The following is a 25,652-nucleotide window of genomic DNA, read 5'->3' as shown; positions in this document are numbered from 1 at the left end:
GCGGCGGGTTAGCGAGTTGCAGGAAGCGTTGCGGCGGCGGTTGTGGCCGGGGTTGCAGAGGCTGGCGCCGGGGCGTACTTGGAGGCGCATTTGGCCTGGAGCTGGGTGGCGTGGAAGACGCCGTCGTGGCCGTAGGTGCCGACGGCGAGAGCCTGGGCGTCGTCCTTGAAGGTGTCGGGCGGCGGCTCGGAGCCTTGGTAGGCGACCGAGAGTTTGCGGCCCTGTTCGAGGAGGTCGAAGGTGGCGCTGGTGCCTACGCGGTGGATGCTTCCGGGGGCGACGTTGCCGGCTACGCGGAGGTGGCGGACGTAGGCTTTGTTCCCCATGCCCTGGAGCTCGCCGATGGTGACGTAGTAGCTCTTATTGTCGCGGCCGCCGGTGAACGAGAGATAGGCGATGGTGGCCACGATGATCAGTGTGGCGACGATGAATTTGATCGGGCTCTTGCGGGGTGCGTTTGCCATGTTCTTCGTCTTTCAGTCTACGTTCGCGGGTTCGATTTGGGTAGTCAGCCGGTTGGGGGATACCCCCTCCCCCCCCTTGGGGGTATCTTGGGCGTAAGTTTATTGGAATGAATAAGTTACAGGGGGTTTGTGTCTGTAAATATTCCATTCAAAGGACTTGCGTGCAAAATACTTGTTTTGTTGCAGTTGCGCTCCTTATTGAATGAATGGTGCGGGAGTATATTCGATTCCTGCTCGCTACTTCTATTTTAGACGATTGGCGGGGGGGTAATACGCCACGACAAAAGCCGCTCTGGACAAGGGTTTTAGCGACTTTGGGGGTTGACAAGAATTTTGATGTGGCATGCTTCGTTGGACTTTGCGAGATTTTGACGGATGTGCCGGTTTGAGTCAACCAACGCTGAGGCATTTTCACTTTTCCCGGTGTCTAACCTCGTATGGCTTTTAGAATGTGGGCTGTGCGCTTGGTCCGCTTTGCAGGTTGGGTGGTTGTGTCTCTGGTGCTGCTCGCTTTTCTGGCAGTGCAGATTCAGCTGATAATATCGCGCTGGCGAGCCGAGCGGCTGTCCGCAGATATGCACCAGATTCGCCTCTATCAGAGCACGTGGGCCGATGCCCAACGCCTTATGAATCGCTGGGGAGCGTGGGGCCACTACGACGGCAGTTGCACGGCTGCAAGTTGCCAATACGCAATCGGCATGGGCACCATCAGATATCAAAACCCCCATGCCCCCCGTCGCGCTTGGGTAGAATGGTTTTCCGCGCACGATCGACTCAATCTCTACCAATGGCTCGGCGGGCGCGACGTAGTGTTTTATGCTTCCTTCACAGTTCATGATGGGAGCATCTGGAGAACAGGCAGCGGGATCGGCGTCGACGTCCCCACCAGGAGGATGCGAAGGGAAAACGATTGGCCCTGGAGTCTCTCTATCAGTGCCGCGAGTCGCCAGCGACTTCATCGGACAATAGAAGACCCGTTCAGTTCCAGTTATCTGGGCTCTGAGGATGAACTCGCCATACACCCGTACTACAAAGTGTGGAGGCCGAGTGGTTGCGAGATTCTCTGCCAAATGGTGGTTGCCTACTATTCCACCCATACGCCACCGGCCGAGATCGAGCGTCTGACGTCATACAACTTCTCCTGCTTTACTCAGTTGATCGCGTGTGCACACATTGAAGATCTATTGCCTGCATCCAAAGAGTGGCACCTCTACGACGAATACCAATCCAGCCCCACTGTGCCGATACCACCTCCAAGACCCGAATCCAGCTATGCAAAGATGCCAATCCCTCCCCCTTGCAGCAACATTCCCGTATGGGCGCATGCGCGTGACGTCCGCTATACTTTAGCCGTCGAAGTCCTCCCGACGACTGCAGATGATCAGAAGTACGATCCCGGAATGGCAAAAGTGCGAGTCGTCACCTCTCTCAAAGAGCCTGCTCCCTGGCTGCCCGGCGCTATCGTAAGGACGTACCACTACGGCAACGGATCCATCCCGCCTGAGAAAGACGGAGAACTGGTTTCTGGAAAACGGTTCATCGTGTTTCCCGTTGGGAATGACGAAAGGCACGATATCGTAACAAAAGACTCACCAATCAAACTCGAACGATGCGGTGTGCTCGAAGACACTCCCGAAATACGGCGCGAGCTTGAGAAGGGTTTTGCGCAGAACGACACGCTGAAGCCTTAGTCCCAAGTGAAAACAAGCAACTGCAAAGACGAAATGCGGGTCTTGACGGATACCGCAGCATGCATCGGTTCGCTGCAACTGAGAGATGTGGCCGCAATCCACTGCGCCGTGCGATAAGACTGCACGGCTCCGGTCGAGATGACGATCAGTAAAGTTTCTGGACAGGTTGAAGCGCGATCTGGGCAGGCGGCTGGCCTCTTTGCCGGAGGTGGATGAGGCGGCCCTTTCGCATGTTGGGAGTGAAAAGTAGAGTTAATGTATGGAAATCGCTGGAGGAGTTACAGGGAAGAGTGATCGAGGTCGGATGGCATACAGCCTGCGTCCGCATCGAGTGGGAGACATGGGGTGGATTGTCTATCGAGAAGGTCTCGGATATGCGGAGCAGTACGGATGGGATGAGACGTTTGAGGCGTTGGTGGCGCGGATCGTGAGTGAGTTCCTCATGAACTTCGACGCTGAGCGAGAGCGCTGCTGGATTGCTGAGGTGGATGGCAAGAGTGTGGGACATGTGTTTCTGGTGAAGCATCCGACGGAAGCCGAGACGGCGAAGCTGCGATTGCTGTTTGTTGAGCCAAGTGCGCGAGGCATGGGGCTGGGAGATGCACTGGTGAGTGAGTGCGTTCGTTTTGCGCGGGGTGCGGGGTATAAGAGAGTGGTTTTGTGGACGCAGAGCATTCTTACCGGCGCGCATCGAATCTATGAGAGAGCTGGGTTCAGACTGGTGAAAGAGGAGCCGCACCACAGCTTTGGCAAAGATCTTGTAGGACAGACCTGGGAGCTCGATCTGATTTGAGGGGATTGAGACGAACGAAGCGGAGATCTTTTTGGGACCTCCGCTTCGTTTTAGAAAGCGCTTAGACGCTGGTGGTGGTTGTGGTTTTGGTTTCGGCGGCGGTGGTGTTGACGCTGTCGGAGATGGTGGAGAGGAGCTCGTCGGCGTTCTTCTCTTCGTCGAGGATGCTGTCGAGGAGGTCGGCTGCGTCGTCGTCGCCGAGAAGTTCGGCCCAGGTGCGGAGGGTGCCGTAGACGGCGATCTCGTGATGTTCGACCTGCTGGGCGGAGGCGATGAGGGTGATGTCGCGGATGCTGGGGTCGGCTGCGTCCTTGATGTTGTCTTCGGCTTCGGTGACGAGGGCAGAGATGGCTTTGCATGTGGAGGTGTCGGCGTTGCCGTTGGTGGCGTCGCGAAGGATGCTTTCGACCTTGGCTACGTGGCCCTGGGTTTCGGTGAGGTGGTTGCGGAATGCGCTGGCCAGCTGCGGGTCGGTGGACTTCTCGATCATGGTGGGGAGGGCCTTGGTGATCTTCTGCTCCATGTCGAGCGCCTTTTTGAGGTTGGCGATGTAGAGGGTGCGGAGGTCTTCGATGTTTTCTGAGAATAGTTTCATGGGTGATGCTCCTTTTTTGGAAAGATCGCGAGATGTCTCGCTGGCGCGCGAAGGCGTCTTGTGGTGTTGCGTGATGATGTGTGGGTGAGAGCGGCGAACGTTCAAGCCGGGGTGCTCACGGTCGTTCTGGCGATCTGCTGGGTTGGATGCGAGGTTTTGGAGAGGGTTGGCTGTGGAATTCGGCTTATTCCTGCTGGGTGGGGAGGTGTGGAGCGCGGCGCAAATTATGGAGTGGTCAGTTTCTATTAGACCGTGATTGGGGCAGAGTCGATCGGCCACATGTCGGGTGTCCCGACTATTCGTACACTTGCAACAACGAGCCCATCAGAGATTCACTTTGCAACAGTTTCGAGAGGAATCGCTTCGAAATACTTTGGCACAATCACCTTTGTTTTCGGAGAAGCAGCCACAATCTCCTGTACGAAGGATTGTAGGGCCTCTAGAGCAGGCTGCTGCGAGGCGCTATACGGCGCCAGAAAGTTGTCCCAATGAGTCGGGAGAACTATGGCTGGATAATGGAGGTCGCGCATAAGGCGGCCGCTATAGTCGTAGATCTCCTTTCGAGAAACACCGGCTCCAATCAACGCGACGTCCGGCTCCAGTCCGGCTATTTCGCGTTCGATGTAGTTCATCCCGCCAAACGCGAGAATCTGATGACCGTGGAAACGGATCAGGTAGGCGAGAGTGCCTCCCTCTGGGTGAATCTGTTCCAAGGTCAACGGTGCTTTCATTCCAGCCGGGGCAGTCGCGGAACTAAAGTAGCGCTTGTGGTCCAGAGGGCTATGAATACTGGGAATGACTTTGAGGGAAAAAGAGCCGAATTGGTAGTCTTCTCCGCCACGTACAGTGATCAGCTTTTCTTCAGGCACGCCGTAGGCCCGCATGACATTTTCGGTGCTCTCGGTGCCGATTACTGCGGCGCCAGTTTTGAGGGCGATGTGGGGAACATCCAGAATGTGGTCGTAATGAGTGTGAGTGACGAGGACGAAGTCTGCTCGTTGAATGTGCGAATCGATTGTTGCTATGTCCGGCGTTGCGACGTCGTCCCACCGAAACGCCCGGCGGACATCTCCTGGCATGGGGTGACCTCCGGGTGGTGGAGGTCCGTTGATTCTCGACAGATATGGATCGATCAGAATCGTCATGGTTCCATCGCTGATCTCCCATCCTGCCGTTCCCAGATATTTCAGGACGACTTGGCTGTTCTTTTCCGCGGTCGGTTGATTCTGAGTCGCCAGAGTTGTGAGCACAGTTACCGTGAATACAAAGCAAACGAGCCAGGATTTCATCATGGAAATGCGCCTCCCAGCCGAACTTGCTGCGCAGTCTACTTGAGCAGAGCAACGAGGTGCAAAAAAGGCACTATCATTACGGGTCCCTACGCTTATTGCGGCTGCAACGGTCCGAAAACGGTTCCACAGAGTTGAGGATGGATCGTGGCTAGTCGGAAGCGGACCCTGCAAACATTGCGGGAAGCGTCAGTGGAGGTGCGTGCATCGTATACTTACTCGATAACACGGCAGGACGGGCAGGGGAGACATGAGCGAAAACGGGAACAGCGCAGCGGCAAACGGCAATGGCAATGGGGCGCACTCGCACGGCAACGACTACAAGGTGCCGACGGGGCGGGCGGAGTGGATTGTGAAGCGCAAGGCCGAGGCTGCGCGGACTGGCGATACCAATATGAGCCAGATGCACTTTGCGCGGAAGGGCTTGATTACCGAAGAGATGGCTTATGTCGCGCAGCGGGAGAAGATTGCGGCGGAGCTGGTGCGGAGCGAGGTGGCGAAGGGAACGATGATTATCCCGGCGAATATCAACCACGTGGAGCTGGAGCCGATGGCGATTGGAGTGGAATCGCTATGCAAGATCAATGCGAATATCGGGAACTCGGCGCTGGTGTCGAATGTGGATGAGGAGCTGCGGAAGCTGCATACGGCGGTGCACTTTGGCGCGGATACGGTAATGGATCTGTCGACGGGCGGGGATATTCCAATGATTCGGGAGCAGATTCTGCGGCATTCGCCGGTGCCGATTGGGACGGTGCCGCTGTATGAGGCGTTGTCGCGAGTGAAGCGGGTGGAGGATCTGAATATCGATCTTTACCTTGAGGTGATTGAGGAGCAGGCTCAGCAGGGAGTCGATTACTTTACGATTCATGCGGGCGTTCTGATTGAATATGTGCCTCTGGTGGCGAAGCGGATTACGGGGATTGTGAGCCGGGGCGGGGCGATTCTGGCGCAGTGGATGACTTCGAAGCATAAGCAGAACTTTTTGTATGAGAACTTTGATCGGATTACGAAGATCATGGCGAAGTATGACGTGAGCTACTCGTTGGGTGATGGGCTGCGGCCCGGATGTCTGGCGGATGCGAGCGATGAGGCTCAGTTTGCGGAGTTGAAGACGCTGGGCGAGTTGACTCGGCAGGCGTGGAAGAGCGACGTGCAGGTGATGATCGAGGGGCCGGGACATATTCCGATGGACCAGATCAAGCTGCAGGTGGATAAAGAGGTCGAGCTTTGCGATGGGGCTCCGTTCTATGTGCTGGGGCCGCTGGTGACCGATATCGCGCCGGGGTATGACCACATTACGTCTGCGATTGGCGCGGCGATGATTGGGTGGCATGGTGCGGCGATGCTCTGCTATGTGACTCCGAAGGAGCACCTGGGGCTGCCGAATGAGAAGGATGTGAAGGACGGGATTATCGCTTACAAGATTGCTGCGCATGCGGCGGATGTGGCAAGACATCGGCCGGGGGCGAGGGATAGGGATGATGCGATCTCGCATGCGCGGTATACGTTCGATTGGGATAAGCAGTTTGCGCTGTCGCTTGATCCGGAGACGGCGCGGGGGATGCACGATGAGACGCTGCCGGATGACTACTACAAGGAAGCGGCGTTCTGCAGCATGTGCGGGCCGAAGTTCTGCAGCATGAACTGGTCGAGCAAGGTGGATGAGTTCAATGCGAAGGAGCATGGTCTGCACAAGCAGGACCTGACGCAGATTGTGACTGAGCAGATGGCTTTGCGGGGGTAGTCTTTCGGGTTGCCGGGAGGGTTCGAACGGTATGGGTAGGTGGAAGGTGTCGGGATCCTTCACTCCGTTCAGGATGACTGCAAAGGCAACTGCGAAAGACAAAAGCTAAATACGGGGATCCTTCGCTTCGCTCAGGATGACGACCGTATTGGAGGGGTGGCTTCGTTGGAGTGGCAGTGGTTTTATAGAGAAAGGCCGCGGCCCTGGTTTGGGAGGCGGCCTTTATCTTTTTGGGGAGGAGTTTGGTTTAGGTTGGCTCGTAGCGGTGGCTGCGAGTTTGTTGCGTCGGGGGCGAATCGGACTGGGCTGCGGGGCGGCACGGGGTAGCTCAGAGCTGGGTTCGAAGGACGGCTCGAATTGGTCAGCGCTGAAGTTGAAAGCCATGCCCGCGATGCGATGGAGGATGCGGTTTGGTGTGGGCTGGCAACAACTTACTCCGTGGGGCGGCAGCACAGGGGTGAATCTAGAGAATATCTTTCTCCTGTTTGTCAGATCGCATGGCAAGAAGTGCAGGAGCAATAATCATTGCGAGAAATACCAAAGCTAAAACGAGATCATGGACCATTGGGGAGTCTCCTTTGGGCGGCTTTGACCGTCTTGAGAGTAATCATGCTGCAGGTGACTAAGTGGGGATATCCCACTTCGGCAATGAAAGATACATCTTTTGGGGGATGGTCTTCTTTTTCTTTGGCGCTGCTGTCCTGCCGGACGGGCCTCCTGCGCGGAGGGCGGTCACTTTGTGACGCGTGTACTCCTTCGGGTGGTCCTCCCGTTGGTCGGAATCTAAAGTCAGCCAGCTTTCTGGTGGTGGCTGACTGTGGTGTTGAGGATGGTGGTTTGTGGTGGGTTGATGGTTATTTGGCGGCCTCCTTGTTTGCGTTTTCCAAGATGGTGGCGGAGCGGTTGAGGGCTGCGGTCAGGGCGGCTAACTGGGATTGTGCTCGGGGGGCGTCGGGGGCGTCGATGCCCTCGTTCACTCCGGGGATGACGACGGCGGCGTAGCCGGTGAATTCGCCTGGGGCGTAGATGGTGTGTTTGTACCAGGAGCGCTTGGGCAGGCCCTCGGGGTTGAGGAGAGCGCCTTCGGCGTTGCGCAGGGACTGGTTGAGGGTGGTGGGGTTCGCCGGTGGTGTGGACTGGGTGGCGCGGATGGCGGTGCCGGCGGCGGCGAAGCGATTGGCTGCGGCGAGGGCGGGAGCAAAGTCGAGGGTGAGGTTTTTGGTGGTGGCTTGTTTTTGCGCGGCTTCGAGGTAACCGACGATCTCTTTGCCATAGAGCTGATAGTCGTAGGGTAGGACGTCGGCGTCGGCCATGTGGAGGATTTCGAGGCCGAAGACGCGGGCCTGCTGCTGCTCGTAGACGAAGGTGGGGTCGGCGAATTTGGTGAACCAGTTGTAGTTGTCGAAGACGGAGTGGTAGACGCCGTAGGGACCTTCGGAGCCGATGTCGGTGGAGGGAACGCCGAGGTGCTGGATGAAGGGGGTGTAGTCGGAGCCGGAGCCGAGGGTGCCGATGTGGACGTCGGAGTCGGTCGCTTCGGTGGGGCGGCGGGTGCGACGGGTAGGAGGGGGTGCGGCCTGGTCGGCCTTCCACTGGTCGTAGACTGTGCCGCCTTTGGGGCTGGCGACCTCTTTCGTGACTTCGCGGACGAACTGCTTGAGGGAGGGTACGGCGGCGGCATCGAAGTTGGGGCCGGCGACGCCTACGTCGGTGTTGAAGTAGGCGACGGCGTGGGCGAGGACTTTTTCGTGCTGTTCGGCCCACTCGGTTGAGCCGATGAGGCCCTCTTCTTCGGCGTCCCAGCTGCAGATGACGATGGTGCGCTGGGGCTTCCAGCCTTGTTTGAGGAGGTCGCCGAGGCCGTGGACGGTTTCGAGCATGGCGGCGGTGCCGGAGTTGGGGTCGACCGCGCCGTAGACCCAGGCGTCGCGGTGGTTGCCGGCTACGACCCAGTCGTCGGAGTTGTCGGTGCCGGGGATCCTGCCTTCGACATCCCAGATGGTGCGGAGGGCGATGTCCTGGTCGAGGTGCATGTGGACGGTGATTTTTGGGGGAGTGCCGTGGGTTCCGCCTGCTCCGAGGTGATAGGTGAAGGGGAGTGCGCCTTGCCAGTCGCGGGGGGATTCGGCTCCGCCGAGGGCTTTGAGGATGGGAGCGGCGTCGTGGTAGGAGAGGGGATTGGTGGGGATGCTGGGTTGATTGTTTTCGAGCTTGTCGACGGGGATTCGTTTGGAGTCGGGTAGGTCGAGGGTGGAGGCAACGCCTGGCGTTGTGGGATCGCCGGGGTAGATGGGGAGGAACTGGATGGAGCCGCGCTGGACGCCGGTCTCGGGGCGATAGGGCCCGCGGGGGTACATGTCGCCGCGGAAAAAGCCGTCGTCGGCGGGGTCGGAGTAGATGAGGACGCCGACGGCTCCGTACTGCTGGGCGATGTAGGTCTTGATGCCGCGGAAGTTTTCGCCGTAGCGGACGAGGACTATCTTGCCTTTGACGCTAACGCCTAGTTTGGCGAGCTGTTGGAAGTCGGCGAGGGTGCCGTAGTTGGCGTAGATGACCTCGGCGGTGACGTCGCCGGAGGGAGAGGAGCCGTTGAAGGCGGGGAGTATGCGAGGGTCGTCCTGAAAGGGGTCGCCACCGAATTTGTTGGGATCTACATGTTCGGGGGTGGGGCCGGACATTATTTTTTTGCCGTCGGCATCGAAGGCTTCTATGGCGATTTTGACGGGCTTGTTGAGGAGGACTTTGTAGGGGACGATCTGGGTTTCGAGGCCGGCGGCTTTGAACTTGTCGGCGACGTAGACGGCAGTGGCGTAGTCCTCTGGCGAACTGGCCCAGTGGGGAGCGGAGGTGAGGGTTTTGAGGTGCTGGCCGGCGAGTGCAGCGTCGGGAACTGCCATGAAGGATTTGTCCCACTTTGCCTGTTGCGAGAAGTCGCGATAACCGAAGACCTGGGGGGTAGGGGACTGGGCGAGCGTGAGGGCAGCGAGAGGAAGCAGGCAGGCTACGGTGCGGAGACGGGTCAATTCGTGGGCCTCGGTGTGGTTTGTGGACTATGAGGTAGGGTATCGCAAAAGAGTTGTGGACTGGGGTGGCATCTGTCTGGGTTTGAGATGCTTCGCGAAGTTTAAAAATTAACACGAGGAGTTGACGACACTCGCACTGCTTTTCGCATCAGAGAGCGGAGATGTGGTTCTGCGGCTGGGACTGACGAGCAGAAGAGTAGCGCTCGAGGGAACACTGGGCAGAGGGTCTTCGCGGCCGATACGACGACTGGGCTAACTCTCTGACCATGGTAAACTTGCGGAAAGTCTAGACTCCGAGGTGTTCGTGGTTAACCAGGATTCGTGGCGAAGCCGTCTGTACTCCTCGTATGTAACGAGCGGGCAGGCAAAAGCTGATCCTTCACAAAACCAGTCGATGTTTGCGGATCGAAGGCGATATATCGAGCCGGTCATTCGTCGCCACTTTGCGGTTGATAAAGACACGCCGATACTTGACCTGGGGTGCGGGCACGGGGCGTTTGTTCACGTTCTGCGACTGAATGGGTTTACTTCGGTCACGGGCGTCGATGTTTCGGGAGAGCAGGTAGCTCTTGCCCACAAGCTTGGAATCGACGGCATATCCCAGGGCGAACTTCTGGACTCACTGCAAGGCACGGAGAGCGGGTCGGTGGGAGTCGTTCTGCTTTGGGATATTGTGGAGCACCTGACGCGGGACGAAGCGTTTGTGGTTCTCGACGAGGTCTTTCGGGTGCTTCGTCCGGGGGGCAAATGTCTTATCCATGTTCCGAATGCGGAGGGCATCTTCGGAATGCGGGTTCGTTACGGCGACCTTACCCATGAGCAGAGCTTCACTCCTACCTCTGCGAACCAACTATTGACGACGATCGGATTCTGGAAGGTTGCGGCTTATGAGGATAAGCCGGTTCCGCATGGATTCATGAGTCTGGGGCGACGGGTGGTGTGGGAGGCTGGAACTTTTCCGTATCGGTTGCTGCTTGCGGCTGAGACGAGCGACACGCGGTTTGTTCTCTCTCAGAACATGCTTGTTGTGGCGCATAAACGCTAGTTTGTTTGGGCTAATCGTTCCTTCGCCACCCGGGGTTGGGCGGGCTGGTCTTTAGGATGATCTTTTCTTAGGGGGTTCTCTTCAGTTGAAGGAGGACCCCTTTTTTGTTGCGGTTATTGGGCTTGATTTTGGAGTTACAGCAATGAGTTGTTGACGACGCGGAAGGGCCCACGACGGATTGTGGGCCGCTCTCGCGATGTCGTTTGTCGAGGAGAGTTATACGGGCTGGGTGCAGAACTTGCAGCGAGTGGCGGCAATGGGAATGTCGCCAAGGCACTGCGGGCAGGCTTTGGTGGCTGGCGGTTCAACTACTGCGGGGTGAAATTTCTTGAGGAGATATTGGGTGGGAATGACGAGGAAGAAGTAGACGACGGCGGCGAGGATCAGGAAGTTAATGACGGCAGTGAGGAAGTCGCCGTAACGGACTTCGCCGCCGTTGACGTGTCCGACCAGATATCCGAAGTTGGGCTTCCCTACGATGGCTCCGATAAGCGGACCAATCACTTTTTCAGTGAGGGAGGTAACGATGGCCGTGAATGCTGCTCCGATGATGACGGCGACAGCAAGATCAATGACATTGCCACGCAGGACGAAATCGCGGAATCCTTTGAACATGAGGTCAGTCTCCTAAAAGTTGATCGTGCCTGGAACCGTTTGATCGCTGCTCGTTCCGGTGCGGCGAGTATAACGCAGAGGGTTTTTAGAGGATGGAGTGGGTGGTTGATCGGGTGAACATGGCGGGAATTCGCTACGAGGTTCGTTATTGCGAGGATGCAATCCAGCGGGCGTAGGGGTAGAGGAGAAAGAAGAGAATCATGCAGAGGGCCATGAGGTCCATGTAGATGCAGAGGATGACGCCGGCGTGGTAGAAGCTCCAGCGGCGTTGTATGCAGCGGACGGTGTCGGCGGTGCCGGCGATGGCAAAAAGGACGGGAAGGATAAGGAATGGGGTGGCGCGGTTGTGGGGGAAGTCGGAGAGGAGTAGAGCGGCTGCGAGACTGAAGAGAACGAGGAGACTGCCGCGTAGAAGAGAGTGGGCACGCGGATTGAAGATGGGATGTCTCACGCCAATGTGTCTACAGACAAGGATACGGGTGTAGACGGTTTGGCGCCATTTTGTGGGAGCGAGTCTTGTGGAGGCACAGAGAGTTACGGGGGCGGCATTTTTGACCGCGGCAAATCGATTGTGGGGCTACTTCTCTGGTGAGGGTGCCGCGGGCGTTTCCGTGGCAGCGGAGGCGGGGAGTGGAGGCAGGTCTTTGACGGCACCTATGGGGACTTCGAGAGACCCGATGCGGTTGGTGACGAGATCGTGAATGCCGACGCGGAGGTAGAAGTCGCCTTTGAGCGGGACGCTGATCTCCTGGCGGTACGGAAGACCTGAGTGCAGGATTTGTTTATAGAGATCGGGTGAGAAGTTCGCTCGGACGGGGTCGCTTTCCATGTTGAGGAGGCTGCCGTTTCGATCGTAGACATAGGTGAGGAATTGAAGCTCGGCGTGGTAGTTGCCGTCGGAGGCTTGCTCGGTGTGGATGGAGTAGGGGTCGGCTGCGATGTCGATGGCGTAGCGGCGGTAGGGACCTTTCATGTCCGAGGATGGATTGAGGGTGTTGCCTTTGGCTACGTCTGTTTCTCGAGCTTTGCTGGTGGGGAGAACGCGAACCTTGAGGGTGATCTGGGTGGAGTCGGGGGCGCCGTGCATCATGGCGACGTGCATGGGATCCACTGGTGGGGCTGCGGTGGCTGAGGCTTTGCCAGATCTGTGATGGGGTTGTAGTGAGATGTCGGGGTCATCGGCGAAGTAGCCGCGACGGTAGGCGAGGTTTAGACCGGATTGCTGAAGTTTGACCTGGATTTTTCGGAAGTTTCCATTCCATTTGGAGTCGGTAGGGGAGTAGGTGAGCGTGTAGTAGTGGGAGCCGGCGGCTGTGGCTTTGTTTATCGCGTCAACGAGGTCGTTGGTGTTGATGAAGGCGTGGCCTCCACTGTCGTCGGCCATTCTGAGCATCGTCAGGTTTTCGGCGCCGGCTGTCAGGTGATACTTAACCTCGTCGGCGTTGAAGCGTTTGGCGTCGTCGAGGTAGATGGAGGTGGACTGAGAGATGTCCATGTTGGGGGATGTCATGGCTCCGCGGGCGTCGATGGGATAGACGGCGACCTGTGCGCGGGTGAGGAGGTTTGTCGTCTCGCGATACTCCGCCTCGGAGCTGGCGACTACCGTGAATGGATCGTTGATGGAGCCATCGGGGAGGACGTCGAGTGGAAAAGAGCCCGAGAACCAGATCAGATTTTTTCGGCCCGGGATGCCGGAGAGGAAACGAGCGAGCTGATTGATGGCATCGAGGGTGTATTTGGCTCGGAGTTGGGACTGGAAGGAGTTTTGTTGCGCGTCGAACTGTTTGAGGTCTGCTATGACTTGTTGCATGAAAGCCGTCGACCCGGGTTGTGCAGTAACTCCACTTGTGGCGACTGTCTCGCTCATCTGATCGGCGGATTGGGTGGTGTTGCCTCCGGTGACGCGCTCAATAAGAGGGGAGTGGGCTATGTTCTTGTTGTCGATGGCGGCTTTGAGAAGTTCCGGATCTGAAGTGAAACTCTGCAGAAAGAGGAGCTTGGTGGTGAGGCCAAAGATTGCTGTGGGGACGCCAGGTTTGGCAGTTTTTATGTATTTGCGAAATTGATCGTGGAGGTAGATCTGGTCGGTGACGGGCGTGTTGAGAGTGTCGACGAGAAGCACGTTGACCGCGTCGCTGGGAGCGGGAGAGTAGTTGGAGAAGATGCCGGGGGAGTTCACTGGCATGGGTTTCGTTGCGGCGGTGCCGGATGGGTCGCCATGTTCTTCGAAGGACTTTATCTGCTGAGGCTGGCCGCTCTCCAGCAGGGTGAAGTCGCTGGCTTTGAGATTGCGGACCGGGTTCTGGCTCTTGTCTGTGACGACTACGTCTACGACGACCAGCTGCGTGTGGGCGCGGAGCGTGGCGACGGACTGCGTGGGCTGCGGCGCTTGTGAAGTAGTTTGTGCGAGGCTGGCAGTGAGGGGAAGGAGAAACAGGAGGGGAAGCTTGCTCAGCATGGGGTCTCCGGTTGGGTTCAACCTAGTTGACCACAAACCGGAGTGAATACGGGTAGGAGGAGCGTGATTCAGGTGCGCGAGGAAGCTGCCTAGACGGCTGTGAGCTCGGGTTCTGTCTGCTTTGCCATGATGCGGATCGATTGGTTGTAGGGGGCTGTGAGGACGCCGCGCTCGGTGATGATGGCGGTGACGTACTTTGCGGGGGTGACGTCGAAGGCTGGGTTCTCGATGGCTACGCCGTGGGGCGTCATCTGCTTGCCGTTGGAGTGAGTGACCTCGCGAGCGTCGCGCTGTTCTATGGGGATGCTGTCGCCCGTGGCAGTTTGAAGGTCGAGGGTGGACCAGGGGGCGGCGACGTAGAAGGGGATGGTGTGTTCTTTCGCGAGGATGGCTACGCCGTAGGTGCCGATCTTGTTGGCGACGTCGCCGTTGGCGGCGATTCGGTCGGCTCCGACGATGACGGCCTGGATACGGCCCTGGCGCATGAGAGAGGCGGCCATGTTGTCGCAGAGGACGGTGGTGGGGATGTTGTCCTTCATGAGCTCCCATGCGGTGAGGCGGGCGCCCTGGAGGAAGGGACGGGTTTCGTCGGCGAAGACATCGATTTTGTGACCGCGGGCTATTGCGGACCTGATCACTCCCAGCGCCGATCCATAGCCGCAGGTGGCGAGGGCGCCGGCGTTGCAGTGGGTGAGGACGGTTCCTTCCGTGGGAAGGAGCGATGCGCCGTGTGCGCCCATCTGCTTGCAGGCAGCGATGTCTTCGTCGTACATGCGGCGGGCTTTGGCGACGACGGCGGATTTGATCTCGGCGAGGGGGGTGTTTTTGGCGGCGAGTTCGATGTAGAGATTGCGGATCTCGTCGATGCCCCAGAAGAGGTTGACGGCGGTGGGGCGGGTTTCGGCGAGGGTCTTGGCGATGAGGGCGACTTCTTCGGTGAGGGCGGGAAGGGTGGTCGCGGAGCTGCGATCGATGCCGATGGCCATGCCCATGGCGGCAGAGACGCCGATGGCCGGTGCTCCGCGGACGATCATGTCGCGGATGACCGTGGCGACCTGTTTGTAGTCGGTGGCGAGGACGTAGGTCTCCTCGAGGGGGAGTTTGGTCTGGTCGAGGAAGTTAACGCCGGTAGGGAGCCATTCGAGGGTAGGGATCATGTCCCTTCTAGTTTATCGCGAATGGCCTGTATGGGGGCGGATATGGGGACCGTAGGCGGTTCTGGGGGCGTAGAAGCGCTGGCAGCAGCAGGTGCAGCGAACCGGGCGCAGAGCCAGGTAATGGAAGAACCAGTCCCAGCCGCGGCGATGAGAGCGGTGCAGGGATTCGGTGTTGCAGTGGGGACAGAATCTTCCGTCGGAGAACTTCGGCTTTGAGAACATGGGGGCTATATCGGCGGGGATGTTGCGAGTGTTAGGTTCGTGAGAATTATTTCTCTCTGGTGAGGCTTTACGTGCGGGTTCTCGTCCAAAACGGGAATAAAGCTGCGGCTGAGTTTTGGTTGGTGAGGGAGGTTCTCGTGAGAAAAGATGTGCTGACAAATATTCTTCTGGCCGTGATTGCGATAGCGTTGGTTGCGATCGCTGCGAGGCCGTATGTGTCTCCTCCAACGGTTGCGGCTGACTCGGCGGCGGCTCATGCGCTCTACATCGAGCCGGGAGTGCAGAATCTGCGGTATCCGGATGGGACGGGGCAGGTGTACGGGAAGGTGGTCGTGGATCTGCGGACCGGGAAGATCTGGGGTTTCCCTACAGGGACCGTCGATCCTTATCCTTCTTATCCGCTGGACAGCAAGCCGGCGGTTTCGCGTCCGTTTGCGCTGGGACGGTATGCGTTTGAGGATACGGATAAGTGATGGAGGAATGATTACGTTTGTTGCCACTTGAATTGAGGAGGAGGATCGCTATGCCGGTTCAGTTTGTTCATTCGACCACCGATGAACTTTCGATGGTGAAGATTCCTGCGATGGGCTCGAGCTCGCGGTGCGGCTGCAGCATGATGCAACCGGGGAGGCGCTTACTTTGATGGAGACGGTGAATGCGCCGGGGTTTGGGCCGCCGCTGCATCGTCACTCTGAGACTGAGGTGTTTGGGTGCTTGAAGGAGAGTATCTGTATGAAGTGGAGGGAAAGATTTCGGGCTACGACGGGAGATGTTGTCAGGGAGGCGTGGCGCATACCTTCGTGAATGTGAGCGATCGCCCGTCGCGGCAATTGGTGTTGCTGCTGCCGGCGATGGATGCGATGAAGTTTTTCGCTGGGTTGGGAGAGATTAGGAAGGCAGGGCGTCCGGAGCAGTCGATGTTGAACGCCTATGGCGCGGAATGGGGTGTGGAGTTTCTTGGGCCGCCGATCAAGGCTACTGCCTGATCGACAGCTTGCTATGGCTAACGGGTGGTGATTGTAGTGGGGGGCTTCGTAGGCTTTGCGATAGTTTGCGGTAGCCTTCGCTTCCCATAGACGGTCGAGTGGTGTTATCTTTCTCCCCATAGACGTTCGAGTGGAGAGTGGCTTTGGACCGAAGCAAAAAACAAGACAGCGAGATGGTCCAGGGAACATTGGACATGCTGGTCCTCAAGGCGCTCGTGATGGGGCCGGCGCATGGCCACACCATCGCGCGGGTGATTGAACAGACGTCAGAGGACGTGCTGCAGGTGGAACAGGGGTCGCTGTATCCTGCGCTTCACCGGCTTGAAGATCGCGGATGGCTTCAGGCGTATTGGGGCACAAGCGAAAACAATCGCAAGGCGAAGTTTTATCGGCTTACTACGGCGGGGAAGAAACAGCTGGCGCTGGAGACGAATCGCTGGCGAGAGATGGTGCGTGCAATCGGCCTCGTCATGGGGGAGTAAGTGTAACGCGAAAGGAAGTCAGATGAGCTTGCGTAGGTTTTTCAAAAGACGGCTAAGCGATGCAGAGGTGAGACTCGAGATGGAGAATCATCTTGCCCTCGAATGCGATGAGTACCTTGGTCGCGGAATGAGCGAAGAAGAAGCGCGACGACAAGCTTATCTGAAGTTCGGATCTCCGCAGCGTGTCCGCGAGGATCTTTGGCGGAGGAACAGCATTGCGCCGCTGGAAAATATACTTCGCGATCTTCGCTATGCATTGCGAACGCTACGTCGCAGTCCAGGATATGCGTTTATGGCGATTCTGACGCTCGGCCTGGGTATCGGTGCGAATGCTGCGATCTTTGTTGTCATTAATGGAGTACTGCTGCGCCCGCTGCCGTATGCGCAGCCAACCCAAATCGTGCATGTTGAACAGACAGCGTCGCGCATCGGAACGGATCCGATTGAATTCTCAGTGCAGGAGGTGGAGGAGTATCGCCAACTGAATCACGTGTTCTCCGACCTGGCCGAATATCATTCGATGACCTTTACCTTGCTTGGAGCAAAGGTGCCGGAGCGTGTGAGTACAGGGGTGGTCTCTGCGAACTTCTTCGACGTGCTGGGAGTGAAGCCTGTGCTGGGACGGCTTATCACACCGGCAGACGAGAGTCCGAAGGCTGAGCCTGTGCTGGTGCTGAGTTATGCGTACTGGGTCAAGAACTTTGGCCGGGATCCGAAGATAATAGGCCGCACGTTCGAGATGAATGATCGTGTTCATACAGTCGTTGGGGTACTCCCGCCGCTTCCGGAGTATCCGGACGCAAACGATGTTTATATGCCGACGACGTCGTGCCCCTTCCGGTCCAACCCGAAGATGATCGCCGACCGGGATATGCGGATGGTGACGGTCTTCGCGCGAATGAAACCGGGGGTGACGGCAACTCAGGCACAGAGTGATCTGGCTACGATCACAAATCGGCTTGCCCTCAGCTATCCGAAATCGTACCCGTCAGGCGCGGGACTTTCGACGCAGATGACCGGCCTGGAGCAGGAACTGACTCATGCGGCGCGGCCCACCTTTCTGACTTTGCTGGGGGCGGCTGGACTGGTGCTGCTGCTGGCGTGCGCGAACCTGGCGAATCTGGCCATTTCGCGACAACTTCGTCGATCTCAGGAGACGGCTATCCGCATGGCCACGGGTGCGAGCTCCTGGGATATCTTTCGACAACTTCTGACCGAGAGCATGGTGGTGGCTTTGGCAGGAGGGGTGTTGGGACTTGGAATTGCGGCGGTTGGATCGAAGCTGTTGATTGCCTATGCGGCACGAATGACACCGCTGTCGGGAGAGATTCACCTTGATGGTCGGGTGTTCCTGTTTGTAGCTGCCCTGTCGGTTATTGCGGGCGTGATGTTTGGAGCGCTTCCTGGATTTGTGGCCAGCCGCGATCGTCTGAGTGTCCTGACTAGCTCTGGCGAGAGATCAGTTGGAAGCGGAGGAGTGACGCGGGCTCGGCAGGCACTGGTGGCGGTGCAGGTGTCGCTCTCCTTCGTGTTGCTGATGTGTGCGGGATTGATGCTCCAGAGTTTGCACAAGCTGCTGTCAGTTGACCCGGGATTCAAGACCGCGAATGTGCTCTCGATGCGTATCAGTTTAGATTGGACCAAATATGCGAAACGCACAGAGCTGAATCAGTTCTTCCACCAGGTGCTGAGCCGTGCAACGGGACTGCCCGGAGTCGAGAGCGCTGCAGTGAGCGTGATGGTCCCGCTCAACAGCAACATGGGCACAATGACTGGAGGTGTGTTGCTGGAGGGACGGCCTTTGAACCCGGGCGAGTTGATGCCGCAGGTGGACTTTGAACTCGCAAGTCCCGACTATTTTCGTGTACTTGGTGTGCCGATTCTCGCGGGGCGTGCATTTACGGACGGAGATACGGAGCACTCTCCGGCAGTAGCTGTCGTGAACGCGCGCATGGCAAAACACTACTGGCCTACGGAAGATCCGATCGGCCGTCATGTGTCGATAGATAACGGTAAGACGTGGATCACTGTGGTTGGAGTGGCAAGCAGTGTTCATCAATATGGACTTGATAAGGATTTGAAAGAGGGAATCTATCTGCCGCAGGATCAGTCTCCTTCTCTCACCGACGCTCACCTGCTGGTACGAACGCGTGTCGATCCGATGCACACCGCCAACCAGATCGCCGATGTCATTCACCAGATCGATCCGCACCAGCCGGTGACTGAGATACGGACGCTGGATCAGCTGCGAAGCGCGCAGTTGGGAACTCCCAGGGTGACGGCTACCCTGTTGGGTCTGTTCGCAGCGCTGGCATTGTTCATTACTGTGGTGGGGGTGAGTGGAACACTTGCGCTAGCGGTGGCCCATAGGACCAAAGAGATCGGGATACGAATCGCACTTGGCGCTCCGAAAGGGGAGATTCTGCACAATGTGCTGGTGCGTGGCATGATTCCGGTGATCGCCGGAATAGCAGCGGGGGCTATCGTGGCGATGTTCTCAACGAGACTCTTGGCTAGCATGCTGTTCGCGATCAGACCTGATGATCCACTGACCTTCGGGTCTATCGCGATTCTTCTTGCCATGGTGGCGCTGATCGGATGCGCGATTCCGGCACGGAGCGCAATTCGAGTCGATCCGATAAAAGCGCTGCGCACGGAGTAGTGCTCGCCGAGAACGCGAATGCGTGCGCAGCGCGGTTATCTCTTTGATTCGCGTGCTCTCACGCGCTTGAACGGACACCGTTGTAGGCGATGGGTGCCTACTCGCTTTCGGCGACAAAGACAGCGGTTGTGAGCGCCGGGACTATAACGGTTCCTTCTTTCGAGTTGAACGTGGACTGCCTAGTTGCGGGATCGCTGGAGTTTCGCTGCACCGGGTGCAGATGCAGGCCCAAGCCCTGGAGATGAGTGTTGGTGAACGTCACGGAAGCATTGGTTGCGTTGAAGACGACCAGGATGTGTTTGTAGATTCCATAGCCCCCGCCATTCGCATCGAGATTCATTACGATCAGCCCCGGCGTCTGGCTTGAACCGGTATTCAGAAACGTCAGGTTCCGCTGCACTTCCTCAAACGTAGGCATGCGGAACAGCTCTGAACTGTAGCGGATCTGCAGCAATTCACTGAATGCTGCTTTACTGTATGCGATATTTGCCGGAAGCGGGGTGTAGGAGGGGTTACTGAGCAGCGGCATCATGATCGGCCACTGGGCCTGGTTCTGGCTTGCAATGGGCAGACCGATGCCCCAGTTTGCGGTCTTACCGCTCCAGTCGATCTTATTGAACCAGTCTCCGGAGTTGTAGCTGTTCTGGTCCATGTCCTTGGAGCGCAGGAGATCATCGCCTGCCTGGAAGAACGGAATCCCCTCTCCGAGGGTTACGAGGCTCATGCCCATCAGCTGCCTGCGGGCACGAGTGGCAATGTTGTCGTTGTAGCTCGACTTCAGCTGCACCTTGTCGAAGAGGTCCTGGTTGTCGTGGACTGAGGCATAGTTCACCGCTTCGATTGGGCTCTTGGTGTATCCGGTTGGTTGTCCGTTATAGAGCACCTGGGCTCCGGTTACTGTTGCCCCGGCGCTGTCGGTAAAGCTGTAGTCGCGCAGATTTCCCGTGAGTCCTACATCGATCCAGTCAGAGTACTGCAACAACTGATTTTGCTGACCGTTTAGCGGCGGATTTGAGTTGGTGTAGTCGCTTGGGTCGGTGAAGAGCCCGGTGGCAAAGCCCTGCACGCGCTCATCAGTAAACGGGCTGCCGCCGTGGATGCCGTCGCGGATGCGGTCGTTGAAGGTTCCAACGCCAAAACCATACAGATTGATCTGCGAGGCATTGGGGCCTATCTGATTGTTCGCGGTGTCTCCGAAGTTGAAGCCTTCTCCATACAAATAAATCTTCGATCCGTCGACACCATCTTTCTCGGGAGTGAGTGCCTGAAGGGCCTGCTGGATGGCCTGCACGTTGTAAGTGAACATGAAGCTAAGGATGTCGAAGCGGAAGCCATCGATCTTGTAGTCCTTCGCGTTGAGTACGAGGGTGTCGATGATCAGCTTTTCCATCATGCGATGTTCGCTTGCGGTATCCGGGCAGCACGAACCTGTTTCGAGGTTTCCATTCGCATCGAGGCGGTGATAGTAGTTTGGTACCACCTCGTCGAGGTTGGAGTTGGGTCCCTCGCCGCTGGCATTGGTGTGATTGAAGACGACATCCTGGACGACGCGCAGACCGGCTTTGTGCAGGCCGTCAACCATGACCCGATATTCGCGCACGCGGTTATCGGGATTGATCGCGTAACTACCCTCGGGCGTCAAGTAGTGCACAGGATCATAGCCCCAGTTATATGCGGGGCTGGTCTGGCTGGCGGTTACTGCTGCCTGCTGCTGCTGGCCATCGGGTGGATATACCCCCAGACCGGTGGGAATGATCCATTTGGATTTGTCTTCATTCACGCTGGCGAAGTGGAACGAAGGCAAGATGTGGACTGCCTTGAGCCCGCTTTCGGCCAGCGAGCGAAGATGCTTCATGCCGTCCGAGCCCTGGTCCTCAAAGGCCTCGTACATGCCGCGGTGAGCCAAGGGAACTGTGAGATCGTTCACGCTGAAGTCGCGAATATGCAGTTCATAGATGCTCATATCGCTGACGCTTCTTAGCGGAGGTGACGTCTCCTCGTCCCAGCCTGCGGGCTTCGTCCTGTCGGAGTCGAGATCTGTGATTCTGCTCTTGGTGCCATTCAATGCGATATCGATCGAATAGGGATCGCTGGTGACATTCGTGTCCACCGCGCCGTCGGCTGACACCCACACCTTCACGCTGTAGAGATAGTATTTATCTTTCCAGCTGGGGTCGCCTTTCGCTACCCATACTCCATCGTGCTCATGCATCGTGACGACGGCGGAAGGCGCGGTGTCGGATTCGTGATCGAAGAGCTGGAGGGAGACGTTCTGCGCGGTGGGGGCCCAGAGCTTCAGCTTGACGGCGCAGTCCTCGTCGTCGGGCCAATCGCGCCAGTTTTTGTCGTCCCAATGGTGAAAGACGACGCCTAGCTTGCCGGGGTAGTAGTAGAGATCGTCCAAAACACCTGCGAATTGAATGCCAGTGGCATACTGCAGCATTCCATTGGAACCGACCGCGGAAAACGCGAGTTGTCCTTCGAGCGCGGTTTGCAAGGTCGAGAGCTGCGTATTCTCCGGTAGCTGGAGGACGGTGTATCCACTCAGTTGCGGGTAGCGTAGCAACTCGTCTGCAGTCAGGGCTCCGCCAACGGTGAGCGGAATATTGGTGCCTCCAGTGACGCCGGTGGGAGTTACAGACAGGCCGCCGGTGAGGCTGGAGCTGATCGCGAAGGTGTCACCACTTTGAGCAAACTGCGGCTGGATGGCCACTCGCTGGCGATCAAGCCAGTATGCCTGCTCTACGTTCAGAAGACTATCCAGTATCTGGGTAGGAGTCGGAGTTGTGAGGAAGACAGTCGCGTTGCCTGAGATCACCCAAGCCTGGGTATTGGTGGCGACATCCAGATGCATATCAGGTCCGGGATCTTTAACCCCGGTAGAGATGTTGTGGATGATGAATCCGAGGTCCTTCGGGTTGGGAATCAGACTTATGTCGAAGTACGCGCCGTAGGAGTCATGGCTGGTCACTCCAGTCAGTCCATCGTTGTAGTCGCCGGTGTACTCCGCTGTGTCGTTGAAGGCATAGACGGTCCAGTTCGCATAGTTCCCGTCGGGCCGGAAGTAGTGAATGCGGGCGTACCCGGGCAGGAGCGCGGTGGGATTGGTGAGACTGGGTTGGCTCTTGTAGAGCTTGCCGATCCCGGTGTAGCCCCAGTACTCGAAGCCTTCCGTGGAAGGATCGACAAATTCGTTCGGCCCTGGGTCTTTCTGATCGCCGCCAGGCGCGGAGGGATTGTGAATGATGAGCCCAAGGTTCTGCGCGTTCGGGACAGCCGCTACGTCAAAATACGCTCCGTATGCGTCAGTATTCGTCACGGGGACGAGTCCGCTGTTGTAGTCGCCGGTGAACTCCGTGGTGTCGTAGAAGGCGTAGATGGTCCAGCCTCCGTAGTTGCCGTCCGTCCGGTGGTAGTGAACACGGACGTATCCCGGCAGCAGCGCGGTGGGATTGGTCAGGCTGGGTGCAGTTGTATACAGCTTGGCTATCCCGGAGTATGCCCAGTACTCGATGCCCTGGGTCGCGGGATCGACAAAGAGATTGTTGGGAGTGTCCTTCTGGTCTCCGCCCGATGCCGTCGGGTTGTGAATGATGATGCCAACTTCTTGCGCGCCGGAGGTCACTCCAACGTCGAAGTACGCGCCGAAGGTGTCGGTGCCAGTGACCTGTACTGGGCCGCCGCCATAGTTGCCAGTGTTTTCTGTTGTGTTATCAAAGGCATAGATCGTCCAACCGGCATAGTTGCCATCCGGTCGGTGGTAGTGAATACGTATATCGCCGGTTGGAATGGCTGGATCCGCAAAGGCCTGGGCTGCTGCAAAGACGCACAGTAGAAGCATGAAGAAGTGGGATCCTGCCTTGCGCAGAAAACGCCGTGATGTAACGAATTTCATGAGTGGCTCCCCGGAGAAACTGGCTGGTTTCGTTTGGAGTCAACGGCGCGGACGGTCAGCGTTCGTCTAAGACTCCCAATAGCAGCGCCGCGACACTAGTTGAATTGAACTTCCAGTGTCAAGAGAATTGCGGGCCCTTTTCTTTGTCCCCTCGGTTTGCTTTTGGGATTGCGAGTGGTCTGGCTGGCGCTGGCGAACTAGACTAGAAGGATGAGCCAGATTGCCGCTTCGGTCGCGAGTACGTTTTCCGAGATTGCCGCTAGGGTCGCACAGGGTTCCCGGATTGGACGGGATGATGCGCGATGGCTCTGGACGAACGCGTCCGATGCCGAGTTGTGCTCGCTTGCCGCCGGGGTGCGCGGGCGATTTCATGCGCCGGGTTCCTGTACGTATATGGTGATGCGGATCATTAACTATACGAACGTATGTGTAGCGCAATGCGACTACTGTGCTTTTTACAAACTACCTAGCCAGGACGGCGGGTACGTGTTGAGCCACGAGGAAGTATTTGCGAAGCTGGATGAGCTGCTTGCGCTGGGCGGGGATCTGGCGGCCTTCAACGGAGGGTTCAATCCACATTTGCCGTTGAGTTACTACTGCGAGTTATTTGCTGCGATTCGAGCACGATATGGGGATGCGCTGGAGTTCTACGCACTGACGATTGCGGAGTTCATGTATCTGGCCGACCACGCAAAGCTGAGCTATTCGGAGGCGGCGACGCGGCTGAAGGATGCAGGCGTCCGTTGGATCACTGGCGGTGGATCGGAGATTTTGACCGAGGATTTTCGTGCGCGGCACTCTAAGTTTAAGTACACGGTGGCGCAGTACATTGAAGCGCAGCGGGCGATTGTGGAAGCTGGGCTGAAGACGACGGCGACGATGGTGATCGGATTTGATGAGGGCCTCGAGGAGAGGCTTGAGCATCTCGAGCGAACGCGGCAGTTTCAGGATGAGACTGGAGGACTGGGAAGTTTTCTCTGCTGGACGTATAAACCTTACTTCACGCAGATTGGTGGTATCGAGATTACGACTGCGGAGTATCTGCGCCATCTTGCTCTCTGTCGGATCTACCTGGACAATATTCCGAGAATACGTACTTCGGTACTTACACAGAATGAGCATGCGCTGGTGGGTTTGAACTATGGCGCGGATGACTTCGATCTTCCGATCGAAGATGAAGTAACTCAGAAGGCAGGCGCGACGATCAGCTTAGACTTCGAGAGGATATTGAACTACGCGCGTGAGCTTGGATACTCGCCGGAGTATCGACATGTTTCGTTGGGGCAGCCACCGTGGTTGGCTGTGTCGTAGTCTGCGATAGGAACCACGTTTGAGCCCTCCTTCGGATACGTTTGAATGCTGCTCTTAGTTAGCGTCCGACGACGATGACAGAGAAGGTGCCGGGGATTGGAGTTGGCCGGAACTGTAGTTCTTCGGATGCGGCGCCGGTGTTCTGGCCGAACCTGGACGTTACCAGGTAGGCTTTGGCGTCATTTTGACTGACGATCATGGTTCTGGCACCGGGCTGGGTTTTGACCTGCTGAATTCGAGAGTATTTGAGTAGTGATTCGCGGCGAAAGATAGAAAGTGTGCCAGTTGTGTCTGCGACGAAGAGCAGATTGTGGCGTGAATCGAAGTCCAGATCTCCTGCGTTTGCGGGACCATCTGCGATAGCGGCTATTTGGCCCGTTTCCGAACTGACGGTGATCAGCTTGTGGTCTTCGCAGGCGGTGAATAGTTGATGGCGGACGCTGTCGATCGCGAGTCCGCTGGGTCCGGTGCACGGCGCTAGTTGCCATGAAGCCGAGACATTCTTCGCGGTCGCATCTATTCGGATAATCTCACCGAGGGCCGGAAGGGTCACGAAGACAGTACCGCTTTGATCGGTGATCGCTGAGCCTGGACGTCCGGCAAGCGGGATGGTGGCGGTGACCTGGTTGGTCGTAGCGTCGATCACGGTTGCGCTGTGACTATGAGAATTAAAGGCGATGACCGAGTTCGAAGATGGGTCGAAGACGATGGCAGCGGGAACGGCTCCGGTGGGCACCGATGCGACCAGCTTGAGGCTGGAACGATCAAAGACGCGGACAAAGCCGGCTGATCCGTCGGTCGGGTCGGTGACGTAGCCGTATTTTCCGGAGTCATCGAGGGCGATGTCGCGAATGTTCTTCATGCCTTCGACTTCGCCGAGCAGTTTGCCGGTGTCGGTATCGACCACCATCACGCGATTGGTGCGGGGAATGTAGAGACGATGGGCAGGCGCGTCGAGAACGATATAACCCCAGCCCCCTGTGCCGCCGAGGTTCCATTGGTCTCGTACATGAAACTGTGACAGAGGTGTAGGACTGGCTGAGTAGAGCAGGGAAGAGGAGAGGGTTACCAGGAAGAAGATCGCTGAGGGAATCGTCTTCGACGTTAGTTTTTGTAGATGTTGGATCGTGTTATTCATTGGATTTATCGGTGAAGTACCTATTTAGAAAGTTATCTTCGACGGCCAGTTTGGCTGGCCGTCGAAGAGTTGGTCGAAT

General features: G+C 57.5%; 19 protein-coding genes. 9 read left to right on the top strand and 10 right to left on the bottom strand.

All coding sequences use genetic code 11. From position 1 onward, the window contains the following. Positions 1-8 precede the first annotated feature (8 nt). Positions 9-464 (bottom strand): cytochrome c maturation protein CcmE, encoded by a 456-nt coding sequence (locus HDF12_RS15750; RefSeq protein ID WP_179584891.1) that lies wholly within the window; start codon positions 462-464, stop codon positions 9-11. A 1,070-nt stretch (positions 465-1,534) separates the two neighbouring features. Here HDF12_RS15750 and HDF12_RS15745 point away from each other — a divergent pair. Together HDF12_RS15745 and HDF12_RS15740 are read left to right on the top strand one after the other, a co-directional pair. Further along, entirely contained in the window at positions 1,535-2,155 is a 621-nt protein-coding gene (locus HDF12_RS15745; RefSeq protein ID WP_179584889.1) for a hypothetical protein, read from the top strand. Between the two features lie 304 nt (positions 2,156-2,459). After that, positions 2,460-2,948: a GNAT family N-acetyltransferase gene (locus tag HDF12_RS15740; RefSeq protein WP_257025698.1), complete on the top strand. Its 489-nt coding sequence runs from the start codon at positions 2,460-2,462 to the stop codon at positions 2,946-2,948. Between the two features lie 61 nt (positions 2,949-3,009). Here the strand turns inward: HDF12_RS15740 and HDF12_RS15735 are convergent, their stop codons facing one another. Beyond that, positions 3,010-3,543, bottom strand: a complete 534-nt coding sequence (locus HDF12_RS15735; protein WP_179584887.1) for a YciE/YciF ferroxidase family protein — start codon at positions 3,541-3,543, stop codon at positions 3,010-3,012. A gap of 332 nt (positions 3,544-3,875) precedes the next feature. Next, positions 3,876-4,835: an MBL fold metallo-hydrolase gene (locus tag HDF12_RS15730; protein WP_179584885.1), complete on the bottom strand. Its 960-nt coding sequence runs from the start codon at positions 4,833-4,835 to the stop codon at positions 3,876-3,878. Between the two features lie 247 nt (positions 4,836-5,082). On the opposite strand from HDF12_RS15730, the gene thiC reads away from it, so the two are divergent. Next, positions 5,083-6,579, top strand: coding sequence for a phosphomethylpyrimidine synthase ThiC (thiC, locus tag HDF12_RS15725; protein WP_179584883.1), 1,497 nt, complete (start codon positions 5,083-5,085; stop codon positions 6,577-6,579). An 854-nt stretch (positions 6,580-7,433) separates the two neighbouring features. Here thiC and HDF12_RS15720 read toward each other — a convergent pair. Then, positions 7,434-9,602: a M28 family metallopeptidase gene (locus HDF12_RS15720; protein WP_179584881.1), complete on the bottom strand. Its 2,169-nt coding sequence runs from the start codon at positions 9,600-9,602 to the stop codon at positions 7,434-7,436. Positions 9,603-9,906: 304 nt separating this feature from the next. Between HDF12_RS15720 and HDF12_RS15715 the strand changes: the two genes are divergently transcribed. Continuing rightward, on the top strand, positions 9,907-10,647 hold the full coding sequence (locus HDF12_RS15715; protein ID WP_179584879.1) for a methyltransferase domain-containing protein: 741 nt from the start codon (positions 9,907-9,909) through the stop codon (positions 10,645-10,647). Between the two features lie 216 nt (positions 10,648-10,863). Here HDF12_RS15715 and mscL read toward each other — a convergent pair whose 3' ends face one another. From mscL to mtnA, 4 genes are all read right to left on the bottom strand, one after another. Continuing rightward, positions 10,864-11,262: a large conductance mechanosensitive channel protein MscL gene (gene mscL, locus HDF12_RS15710; protein WP_179584877.1), complete on the bottom strand. Its 399-nt coding sequence runs from the start codon at positions 11,260-11,262 to the stop codon at positions 10,864-10,866. 145 nt (positions 11,263-11,407) lie between these two features. After that, entirely contained in the window at positions 11,408-11,713 is a 306-nt protein-coding gene (locus HDF12_RS15705; protein ID WP_179584875.1) for a permease, read from the bottom strand. A 126-nt stretch (positions 11,714-11,839) separates the two neighbouring features. After that, the gene (locus HDF12_RS15700) at positions 11,840-13,720 is read right to left on the bottom strand and encodes a VWA domain-containing protein (RefSeq protein ID WP_179584873.1); all 1,881 of its coding nucleotides are present in this window, start codon (positions 13,718-13,720) and stop codon (positions 11,840-11,842) included. Positions 13,721-13,809: 89 nt separating this feature from the next. Then, positions 13,810-14,877: an S-methyl-5-thioribose-1-phosphate isomerase gene (gene mtnA / locus HDF12_RS15695; RefSeq protein ID WP_179584871.1), complete on the bottom strand. Its 1,068-nt coding sequence runs from the start codon at positions 14,875-14,877 to the stop codon at positions 13,810-13,812. A gap of 359 nt (positions 14,878-15,236) precedes the next feature. Here mtnA and HDF12_RS15690 point away from each other — a divergent pair, with 359 nt between their 5' ends. The 4 genes from HDF12_RS15690 to HDF12_RS15675 all read left to right on the top strand — a co-directional run bounded on the left by HDF12_RS15690 (position 15,237) and on the right by HDF12_RS15675 (position 19,229). After that, the gene (locus tag HDF12_RS15690) at positions 15,237-15,572 is read left to right on the top strand and encodes a hypothetical protein (protein WP_179584869.1); all 336 of its coding nucleotides are present in this window, start codon (positions 15,237-15,239) and stop codon (positions 15,570-15,572) included. Positions 15,573-15,809: 237 nt separating this feature from the next. After that, positions 15,810-16,085 carry a hypothetical protein gene (locus HDF12_RS22030; RefSeq protein ID WP_218892481.1) on the top strand — a complete coding sequence of 92 codons (276 nt, stop codon included), beginning with the start codon at positions 15,810-15,812 and terminating at the stop codon, positions 16,083-16,085. 173 nt (positions 16,086-16,258) lie between these two features. Continuing rightward, a complete protein-coding gene (locus tag HDF12_RS15680) occupies positions 16,259-16,567 on the top strand; it encodes a PadR family transcriptional regulator (protein WP_179586997.1) in 309 nt (102 codons plus the stop codon). A gap of 22 nt (positions 16,568-16,589) precedes the next feature. Further along, positions 16,590-19,229, top strand: coding sequence for an ABC transporter permease (locus HDF12_RS15675; RefSeq protein WP_218892480.1), 2,640 nt, complete (start codon positions 16,590-16,592; stop codon positions 19,227-19,229). A gap of 97 nt (positions 19,230-19,326) precedes the next feature. Here the strand turns inward: HDF12_RS15675 and pulA are convergent, their stop codons facing one another. After that, positions 19,327-23,124, bottom strand: a complete 3,798-nt coding sequence (gene pulA, locus HDF12_RS15670; protein ID WP_179584865.1) for a pullulanase-type alpha-1,6-glucosidase — start codon at positions 23,122-23,124, stop codon at positions 19,327-19,329. 210 nt (positions 23,125-23,334) lie between these two features. Between pulA and HDF12_RS15665 the strand changes: the two genes are divergently transcribed. After that, on the top strand, positions 23,335-24,435 hold the full coding sequence (locus tag HDF12_RS15665) for a radical SAM protein (protein WP_179584863.1): 1,101 nt from the start codon (positions 23,335-23,337) through the stop codon (positions 24,433-24,435). A gap of 58 nt (positions 24,436-24,493) precedes the next feature. Here HDF12_RS15665 and HDF12_RS15660 read toward each other — a convergent pair whose 3' ends face one another. Further along, positions 24,494-25,573: a YncE family protein gene (locus HDF12_RS15660; RefSeq protein WP_179584861.1), complete on the bottom strand. Its 1,080-nt coding sequence runs from the start codon at positions 25,571-25,573 to the stop codon at positions 24,494-24,496. Positions 25,574-25,652 lie beyond the last annotated feature (79 nt).

It is taken from the genome of Tunturiibacter gelidiferens, assembly GCF_013410115.1.
In the GTDB taxonomy this organism is placed as follows: domain Bacteria; phylum Acidobacteriota; class Terriglobia; order Terriglobales; family Acidobacteriaceae; genus Edaphobacter; species Edaphobacter gelidiferens.
This window is presented reverse-complemented; position numbering and strand designations above follow the sequence as displayed.